The sequence below is a fragment of the Bacillus sp. JJ722 genome (assembly GCF_036963345.1).
Taxonomy (GTDB): Bacteria; Bacillota; Bacilli; order Bacillales; family DSM-1321; genus Bacillus_AD.
Genome location: NZ_JBALMO010000338.1, coordinates 5,351 through 5,910 on the forward strand (window position 1 = coordinate 5,351; position 560 = coordinate 5,910).

The window sequence follows — 560 nt, forward strand, 5'->3', positions numbered from 1 at the left end:
AAACCATTTTACTTTACCTTGTTCCATTACAAGTTGCCTCCTAGTGTGATACCCACACAATATAATACTATCCTTGCTGATACCTACTAGACCAAAAGTTCTAAAACTTTGTCAATCAATAACAAACAAAAATAATTCATTGTAAGAATAGCATATTCAATTACACATTGCAAATTTATAGTGAAAAACCGTCACTTAGTTCTTTTTAAGCACAACACACTCCAAAAAATGTCATTTATCTAGAGGTGGAAAGTTGACTCTGGAGCCTTGCACGTATCGCTTGTAAGCTTAGGAAACAAATCATAATTTACACTGTAAAAAGGGCTCCCTGTACGGAAGCCCTCTTGCTATTCTAATTCTGCTTTCTTTGTTTTCGTTCAATATATAATGTATATAAAATAGTAGATGCAGCTACAGCAAAGAGTAAATCGATAAAAAAGATGATCATCGTAATGGGAAAATACATAATTCTAACTACAAAATACAACATACAACCTATGAAAAAGATAATACTCGCATACTTAGAGAATCTTTTCATTTTTTTGTGAATTTGATAATAT

General features: G+C 31.4%; 1 protein-coding gene. It reads right to left on the reverse strand.

Annotated features, from left to right (window positions below; genetic code table 11):
• Positions 1-352: 352 nt before the first annotated feature.
• A partial coding sequence (locus V7014_RS25510; RefSeq protein WP_335511645.1) for a hypothetical protein occupies positions 353-560 on the reverse strand: 208 nt, incomplete at its 5' end.